3 protein-coding genes, 1 tRNA gene and 2 rRNA genes are annotated in these 7407 nt (G+C 55.7%); 1 reads left to right on the plus strand and 5 read right to left on the minus strand.

The annotated features are described in order from the left end of the window. Positions 1 to 114: 114 nt before the first annotated feature. The 3 genes from DV706_RS21330 to DV706_RS21340 form a co-directional block, all read right to left on the minus strand. Positions 115 to 3032: ribosomal RNA gene (locus DV706_RS21330) — 23S ribosomal RNA — on the minus strand. A 225-nt stretch (positions 3033 to 3257) separates the two neighbouring features. Continuing rightward, positions 3258 to 3329, minus strand: a tRNA-Ala gene (locus DV706_RS21335). Between the two features lie 152 nt (positions 3330 to 3481). Continuing rightward, positions 3482 to 4956: ribosomal RNA gene (locus DV706_RS21340) — 16S ribosomal RNA — on the minus strand. The 16S and 23S rRNA genes sit together here with 1 tRNA gene alongside, the layout of an rRNA operon. Positions 4957 to 5289: 333 nt before the next feature. On the opposite strand from DV706_RS21340, the gene DV706_RS21345 reads away from it, so the two are divergent. After that, positions 5290 to 5589, plus strand: a complete 300-nt coding sequence (locus DV706_RS21345; protein WP_193787984.1) for a DUF6360 family protein — start codon at positions 5290 to 5292, stop codon at positions 5587 to 5589. Positions 5590 to 5634: 45 nt separating this feature from the next. Here DV706_RS21345 and DV706_RS21350 read toward each other — a convergent pair whose 3' ends face one another. Beyond that, positions 5635 to 5976 carry a CBS domain-containing protein gene (locus DV706_RS21350; RefSeq protein ID WP_049889758.1) on the minus strand — a complete coding sequence of 114 codons (342 nt, stop codon included), beginning with the start codon at positions 5974 to 5976 and terminating at the stop codon, positions 5635 to 5637. A gap of 515 nt (positions 5977 to 6491) precedes the next feature. After that, the gene (locus DV706_RS21355) at positions 6492 to 7226 is read right to left on the minus strand and encodes an MBL fold metallo-hydrolase (protein ID WP_006065862.1); all 735 of its coding nucleotides are present in this window, start codon (positions 7224 to 7226) and stop codon (positions 6492 to 6494) included. Between the last annotated feature and the right edge of the window lie 181 nt (positions 7227 to 7407).

Below are 7407 nucleotides of genomic sequence, written 5' to 3' on the forward strand. Positions count from 1 at the left end.
CGGAATCGAACCGTCGTCAAACCGTAATCGGTGGTCTCTCTGACCGAGTGTATGTGTAGTCCAGTTTGCGTCCGGACCCGTTCTCGCGTCACGGATCCAATGCGATGTGATATGAATGTGTGGCTTGGCCGATTAGTGCTCGCGGACTCAACGCCTCGTTGCCTTGGCGCGTACATCCCGAGTCTATCGATCTCGTCTTCTACGAGTGGCCTCAGTGGTATCTCTTTTCCAGGTGGGTTTCGAGCTTAGATGCGTTCAGCTCTTACCCCGTGGTGCGTGGCTGCCCGGCACGTGCTCTTTCGAACAACCGGTACACCAGTGGCACCCATTCGTAGTTCCTCTCGTACTATACGAACGTTCCCGTCAGATACCTCACACCCCCAATAGATAGCAGCCGACCTGTCTCACGACGGTCTAAACCCAGCTCACGACCTCCTTTAATAGGCGAACAACCTCACCCTTGCCCGCTTCTGCACGGGCAGGATGGAGGGAACCGACATCGAGGTAGCAAGCCACCCGGTCGATATGTGCTCTTGCGGGTGACGACTCTGTTATCCCTAAGGTAGCTTTTTTGTCAGCAATTGGCCGCATCAAGCAGCCTAATTGGTTCGCTAGACCACGCTTTCGCGTCAGCGTCCGTCGTTGTGCCGGACACTGTCAGACTTCCTTATGCTCTTGCGCTCTTTCTCGGGTCTCCGACCCGAGTGAGGAAATCTTGGGGCGCGCTCGATATCTTTTCAAGCGCGTACCGCCCCAGTCAAACTGCCCGGCTACCAGTGTCCTCCGCCAGGAGTGAGAGTCGCAGTCACCATCGGGTAGTATTTCAATGTTGCCTCGGTGGCCCGCTAGCGCGGGTACCTGTGTAACGGCTCCTACCTATGCTGCACAATGGCGACCACGTCTCAGTGACAGCCTGCAGTAAAGCTCTATAGGGTCTTCGCTTCCCCTTGGGGGTCTCCAGACTCCGCACTGGAACGTACAGTTCACCGGGCCCAACGTTGGGACAGTGGCGCTCTCGTTGATCCATTCATGCAAGCCGCTACTAAAGCGGCAAGGTACTACGCTACCTTAAGAGGGTCATAGTTACCCCCGCCGTTAACGGGTCCTTCGTCCCCTTGTAAGGGGTGTTCAGATACCCGCACTGGGCAGGATTCAGTGACCGTACGAGTCCTTTCGGATTTGCGGTCACCTATGTTGTTACTAGACAGTCGGAGCGCCCGAGTCACTGCGACCTGCCTCTTCGCGAGGCAGGCATCCCTTATTGCGAACGTACGGGACTAACTTGCCGAATTCCCTAACGTCGGTTGCTCCCGACAGACCTTGGCTTTCGCCGCCACGAGTACCTGTGTCGGATCTCGGTACGGACAGTGTGCTCGCCTTTTCACGGGCTCTGGGTTGACCTGACTTGCGCTATCCTGCCGTTCGCTCGCTTCGTGCCATTACGGCTTCCACGAACTTTGACAGTTCGACTGGGCGAAAGCCCAGCTCAGGCGGCCCCAAAGCGTTGGCTTTGAGTGCACACTGGCATAGGAATATTAACCTATTTCCCTGTTGTCAGCTTCGACTTACGGGCTGACTTAGGACCGGCTAACCCTCAGCTGATCAGCATTGCTGAGGAACCCTTACTCGTTCGGCCGTCGGGGTTCTAACCCGACTAACGCTGCTACTATGACCAGGATTTTCGTTACTGAACGGTCCACACGACCTCTCGGCCGTGCTTCCGCCCGAACAGAACGCCAACCTACGGGATCATCCGATCAAGGATGCCGCTAGGTCTCGGTGGTGGACTTGAGCCCCGATCATTTTGGGCGCCTCAAACCTCGGCCGGTAAGCTGTTACGCTTTTCTTAGAGGGTAGCTGCTTCTAAGCTCACCTCCCGGCTGTCTAGGGCTTGAGACCACCTTCGATCGCACTTAGTCCACACTTGGGGACCTTAACCCAGCTCTGGGTTGTCTCCCTCACGGTACACAGGCTTACCCCGCGCACCGGACTCCCTGCGTCAAACGGCGTTCGTAGGTTCGGAGTTGGACAGGGGGGCGCACTCCTCTCGGAGTGCGGTCCCCCAATCCGTTGCTCTACCCCACGAACTACCTCGGCAGAGGTCATGCTTCGACATGTTTCGGTTGGAACCAGCTGTTTCCGGACTCGATGGGCCTTTCACCCCTAGACGTAGATCACGAGAGGGTATTGTAGGACACCAACTCTAACAGGCCTCCACGTGCCTTTCGGCACGCTTCACCTTGTCCACGCCTAGATCGTCCGGTTTCGGGTCGTGCCCGTTTGACTCCCCGCGCTTGAACACGGTGACCCTGGTGCAAAGCACTGCGGTCATATCGGTTTCCCTACGCCTTCCCTGATGATCAGGTTAGACTCGTCAAACAGGCACACTCCCTGGTTCGTTTTTCAAAACGTACGACAGAACACCGGCTTCCCATACGGCTTACTACAGGCTCGCGCCTGATTCATTTGATACGGGACCTTTTGTGCCCTGTCGCTCTATCGCCAACTGAGTTCACGCCCTATTGCACCTCCCTTTGTGGGGTGCTTTTCAGCGTTCGTTCACACTACTTGTTCGCTATCGGTCTTGAGGAGTGTTTAGTCTTCGCGGTTGATGCCCGCGATATTCACGAGGGATATCCAACCCCCGATACTCTGGAGCTGACTCGTTCCGTACTCAACGACACTACGGGACTGTCACCCTGTTTCGTGCTCTATTCCAAGAGACTTCCTGTCGTCTTTCGAGAAGTGATCGTCAGTCCGAACACCACATTGCCCGAAGGCTTCGGTTTGGACTGTGTCGCGTTCATTCGCCATTACTAACGACATCACGTTCGTTTTCTTTTCCTGTCGATACTAAGATGTTTCAATTCTCGACGTTCCCCATTGCGCGAAGCAATTGCGGTGGGGATTCCCATTCGGAGATCCCAAGTTCTTTGCCTCCGTGCGGCTCCCTTGGGCTTATCGCAGCTTGGCACGTCCTTCTTCAGCTCTCAAGCCGAGCGATCCACCAGCTGGCACAGTAGCCACGTTCATCGGATCGGCGTTGCGACAAAGTCGCAACGTATAGTGACCCGGGAACGGGTCCAGTGGACGCCTGGACTACACGTACACACGGTCTCATCTGCACGCCGGTAGACGGCCGGCCTGCATTGACCCTTCCCACCCACACTTACGCGGGGTGGTGCATCAGTTCAGTCGTACTCGATCACAATCCCGTCGCCCACTTAAGGGCACGGATCTGTGACCGGTACGAGTCATGGACCCACAGGGATTCGAACCCTGGGCATCCTCCTTGCAAAGGAGGCACTCTACCACTGAGCTATGGGCCCACGTCCGCCCAGACGGGCGGACAGAGATATACGTGTTAGCCTCGGTAGTTCTAAGGTGCCCGATCGGCCCAGCGATGGGTCAATCGAACGTGAACCGCGTAGCGCAAAGCGCTATGACTTCTGGGCTGGGGCATCGCCCCAGTCCCGGTCTGTGGAGGTGATCCAGCCGCAGATTCCCCTACGGCTACCTTGTTACGACTTAAGCCCCCTTGCGAAGCCCAGATTCGACCGCCGTTGCGGCGGCCTCATCCGGACCTCACTCGGGTGCTTTGACGGGCGGTGTGTGCAAGGAGCAGGGACGTATTCACCGCGCCCTTCTGAGGCGCGATTACTACCGAATCCAGCTTCATGAGGGCGAGTTTCAGCCCTCAATCCGAACTACGACCACGTTTCGGAGATTAGCGTCCCCTTTCGGGGTTGCATCCCACTGTCGTGGCCATTGTAGCCCGCGTGTCGCCCAGCACATTCGGGGCATACTGACCTACCGTTGCCCGTTCCTTCCTCCAGTTTGGCACTGGCAGTCTACCTAATGTACCCAGCTACCACAAGGGTACTGCTGGCAATTAGGCATGCGGGTCTCGCTCGTTGCCTGACTTAACAGGACGCCTCACGGTACGAGCTGACGGCGGCCATGCACCTCCTCTCAATGGCTCAGGTAAGCTCATCACACTGACCGTCACTGCACATTGTCGATGCTGGTGAGATGTCCGGCGTTGAGTCCAATTAAACCGCAGGCTCCTCCGGTTGTAGTGCTCCCCCGCCAATTCCTTTAAGTTTCATCCTTGCGGACGTACTTCCCAGGCGGTCTGCTTCACGGCTTCCCTACGGCACAACGCAAACTCGTAGTTTGCGTCACACCTAGCAGACATCGTTTACAGCTCGGACTACCCGGGTATCTAATCCGGTTCGTGACCCGAGCTTTCGTCCCTCACCGTCGGATCCGTCTTCCAGAGGCGCTTTCGCCACCGGTGGTCCGTCCAGGATTACGGGATTTCACTCCTACCCCAGACGTACCCCTCTGGTCTTCCGGTCCCAAGCCGAGCAGTTTCCACCGGACGCCTGTGTGTTAGGCACACAGATTTCCCGATAGACTTGCACGGCCAGCTACGGACGCTTTAGGCCCAATAATAGCGGTCATCACTCGTGCTGCCGGTATTACCGCGGCGGCTGGCACCGGTCTTGCCCAGCACTTATTCTACCACCTCCTTACGGTGGTGAAAAGCGAGGACTATATGCCCTCGCACTCGGAGTCCCCTTATCGCACTGGCGTGCAGTGTAAAGGTTTCGCGCCTGCTGCGCCCCGTAGGGCCCGGTATCTTGTCTCAGATACCGTCTCCGGGCTCTTGCTCTCACAACCCGTACCGATTATTGGCACGGTGGGCCGTTACCCCACCGTCTACCTAATCGGCCGCAGCCACATCCTATGGCGCCTGAGCGTTTCGGATTCCCAGCAGTTCCAGCTTGGGAATCGTATTCCGGATTGGCCTCAGTTTCCCGAGGTTATCCGGATCCATAGGGTAGTTTGGCCACGTGTTACTGAGCTATCTGCTACGAGTACAAACTCGTACAACTAGCATGGCTAAATCGGACTCCAATAGCAATGACCTCCGGCAGGATCAACCGGAATGCTATCTACTCCCAACCACTGTTGGGAGGGTTCATTTGGCGGTGAATGTTCGAATACACACTCACACATAAATGGGTCCACGTTCGGTGACCACGATCGACGACCGATCAGGCGTCACCGAACTACCAAGGCTAACATCAGACCCCATCTATACGGCGGACCGCAGGTGTGGAGTCCTCATCTTCTGCGTATTAATCCATAATCCCCGGTTCCTATATAAGGCCTGCGAACCGATCCCCTCAACGAGTGTGTGTACCACCCTCGTCTATAGCTATGCGGAGACGATTACAGCAGTGATATAAGTATGTTCGAACAGTCTAGCCCGGCAGATAGATGGCTGACCGACTAATGAAAGTCAACGCGTACACGACGCTCGACCTCGTCGATGCTGTCGCAAAAGGACACGACTTCGAAATGGAAGCATTCGCTGTCGTGAACGCAACAGCAGCGAAGAAGAATCCTGATTATGTGGAGTTGCAGTTCGAACTCGACAACATGACCGAGGAGCATCTCCCCGCGCACATGGAAACAGTTCAACTAACTCCCGCGCAGGCGCGCGAGATCGCAACAGATCTCGAGAAACACGCGAAGCGGGTCGAGGAAGCAAGCGGGGACGACGAAAAGACGGCTTGAGCGCCATCAACAGCTGAACGAGTTCGTCTGCCGAGTCGGCAGTAGCTAGGACAGTTGGGCGGCAACGTCGGTCGAAGAGACCATACCAATGTAGTCGTCGCCGTCAGTAACTGGAAGGTGTTTGATACCGAAATTGGTCATCATCGCAGCAACCTGCTGGAGGTAGAGATCTGGTGGGACAGTCTCGACTGACTTCGTCATCACGTCAGAGACCAAGAGGTCAGCTGGTGCATGTCCATCAGCAGCAGCAGCGACGATATCAGTACTCGTGATGATAGATGCCGGATCAGTCGAGACAACGAGCGCACTGATCTCACGATCAGTCATCAGTGTCGCAGCTTCCTCGAGTGTTGCATCTTTAGAGATCATCTCTAACGGTGTCGACATCACGTCGTCCACAGTTTTGTTCGTGGTAGTCACGCATGCCTATACGAAAGCCATAGTGATGTTTTTTCCGAATGGAACAGCTCGGTCGGACTATCCTCTCGACGCCACCCTATTTTTGTCCGTGTATTAAGAAAGATAGCCAATATCTCGACCATAGTGACCAATCAGGCAGTTTTGATTCAATCTTAAAGAGATTAAGTAATAACAGATGAGGAGAGAATGGGCTCCAACGGACGTGGCGTGTCCCTCAACAACTTACTACTGTCCGTGACTGCGACGATTGGGCCTCTAATACACATTGATACCGCTGAGTGAGATTTCATCGTTCCTTCATTATCTGTTAGTACTGATGGTTCCTTACAGCCGGTTCCGGGATGCTCTCAGCAGTGGCCGGCATCTTAGTAGTTGCATATGGAATCGAGAACGGGGCCGTCAAGCTACAGTGATCGGTGTCGTTGTGGTCGTCGTTGGTGCCGTTGGGGTGGTTGTCGACATCCAACGCCTATTACCCGATCTCAGAGGGTGACTTGTTCCCCGTCTTCAGGAACGTGGACGTCCTCCGTCACCGACCGCAACTCATCTCGTGTGAGGAAGCAATGGTTGATCGCCTCCATGTGGACGACGACAACTGTGGCATCGGTGGCAGCGCGGACAGCGGCGATATCCTCAACCCCCATCGTGATGGGGTCGCCTTGATTGAATCGTGCCTCGCCGCCGTTGAGGATGACCATATCGGGCTCAAACTGCTCGAGCGTTCGTTCGACCGCATCGTACCAGACCGTGTCGCCAGCGAGATACAGCGTCTCGTCGCCTTCGAAGACGAATCCGGAAACAGGGCCCATCTCCTCCGCTAACTGTCCGTGCCCGTGGCGTCCGGGTGTCCGGTGGATGGTGATGTCATCGAACTTGGCTTCGTCGTCGACGGATCGCACGTCGGTAAAACCCTCGTCGGAGAAGGCATCCACCTCCTCGAGCTGGCAGAACAACGGGGTATCGGCTTCGAGTGCTTCTTTGGCCGCCTCGTCGAAATGGTCCGGATGACGGTGGGTGACGACCACGGCATCGGAAGACAGTTCGATGTCAGGCATCGAGACAAGTGGGTTCTTGCGGTCGTTCGGCGTATCCGGGATCGGCGGTAGCTCACCTCGAGACGCGAAGAGTGGATCGACGAGGAATGTTGTCTCATCGATGGTCACGATCACGGTGGCGTTCCGCACAAGACGGACTGCGGCGTCGGAATGTGTCGACATACAAGAAAGCATTCGGGAAGCAATGGATTATGGTTTGCTTCGAGGTGCTCTGTGGTTTCCATGAGATGCTTACCTATCTACTTGTTAGTATTTGCTAAGCACGCTCGCAGCAATCAGACGTTCTAGCTAGCCAGCTTTGAGGGGTACTGAAACTAAGTGCTATGAGTACTGTTATATTTAT

It is taken from the genome of Natronorubrum bangense, from assembly GCF_004799645.1.
Lineage (GTDB): Archaea > Halobacteriota > Halobacteria > Halobacteriales > Natrialbaceae > Natronorubrum > Natronorubrum bangense.